General features: G+C 43.0%; 1 protein-coding gene. It reads left to right on the forward strand.

Annotation, left to right across the window (positions count from 1 at the left end):
• A partial coding sequence (locus AAHB90_RS32375; protein WP_342089471.1) for a non-ribosomal peptide synthetase occupies positions 1 to 1,477 on the forward strand: 1,477 nt, incomplete at both ends.

Genomic DNA, 1,477 nt, shown 5'->3' on the forward strand with positions numbered 1-1,477 from the left:
AAGCCCGCTGTTTGGAGTAATTTTCTCTCTTCAAAATGTCGAAGACGTAACAAATGATCGTTTTAAGGAACTTCATTCAACGCCTTTTGAAGTGAATCATGTCACTAGTCAGTTTGACATGATTTTTAATTGCTCTAATTCAGAGGGACAAATATTTGTAAAAATCGAATACTCGACGGATTTGTTTAGGTCTCAAAGTATCGAAAACCTATTTGAAAGTTATCAACAACTGTTATACTCCCTTATCAGTAATCCTTTAAGGAAGATAAGTCAATTACAAATTTTATCGCAGAAGGCCGTTCTGCAGCTAGATGGGTTTAATGATTCTTTTTATCCTTATGAGAAAGAAAAGCAATTAGTAGACCTATTTACAGATCAAGTTGATCGTAATCCGAGTGGCGTCGCGTTGAATTATCAAAATCAGAGGTTGACATATCAGCAACTCGATGAGCGGTCTAGCCAGGTTGCCCGGATGCTTCTTTCATTGGGCGTAAAATCAGGAGCTAACATCGGATTGCTTTCCGGCCGCGGACCGGAAATGATTGTTGGGATCCTAGGTATTCTCAAAAGTGACTGTGCATATGTGCCGCTGAATACAGAGTTTCCTTCTGAGAGGCTTCGGTATATGTTATCCGATTCACAGGTTGAGATTGTCTTGACCGCCAGTCTTTCAGCAACGGACTCGTATGAGCTCAGTGATTTTACTTTTGTTGGTATTGATCAATCCTTGCCTTATTCTTCCGAGCGAATTCAAACACTGCCACAGATAAGTGCCAGGTTAAACGTGATGTATACTTCCGGAACAACTGGAAGGCCTAAGGGGATTGTCATTAGTCAGCAAAATGTATTGAAATTAATCGAGGAACCCGGAGAAATACAGGTACTTCCGTCAGATCGTGTGCTTCAATGGTCCAACTATGGATTTGACGGCTCATCTTACGAGATTTTTTCTGCCTTGATGAAAGGTGCGTGCCTGGTTTTAATTGAGGAAGATGCAGTTGCGGATGTTTTCAAGCTTGCCGACCATGTTATTGAAAAGCAGGTGTCGGTAATGTTTCTGACAACTGCGCTTTTTAACGGCTTTGTTGATGCGCGTTTGGAAGCATTTGGCGGTGTGCGGAAAATTCTGTTCGGCGGTGAAGCAGTTTCTTCAAATCATGTAATCAAAGCATTTAACAGTCTGGGGCCAGGAAAGCTCATTCACGTATATGGGCCAACGGAAACGACCGTGTTCGCGTCTTTCTATCCGGTAGACCAGATATCAGAACAGGAAAATATTCCGATCGGCAAGCCATTGACAAATACCAGGATCCGGATTTTGGACCCATATTTCAAGCAGGTCCCGGTTGGTGCGATTGGTGAAATATTCATTTCCGGTGACGGGGTGGCGATAGGCTATATAGGTGATGCGGATCAAAGCGAGAGCCGATTCTTAAATCAACTTGGCGACCGTCTTTACCGTACCGGTGATTTGGGG

This window comes from Dyadobacter sp. OTU695 (assembly GCF_038440355.1).
Classification (GTDB): Bacteria; Bacteroidota; Bacteroidia; order Cytophagales; family Spirosomataceae; genus Dyadobacter.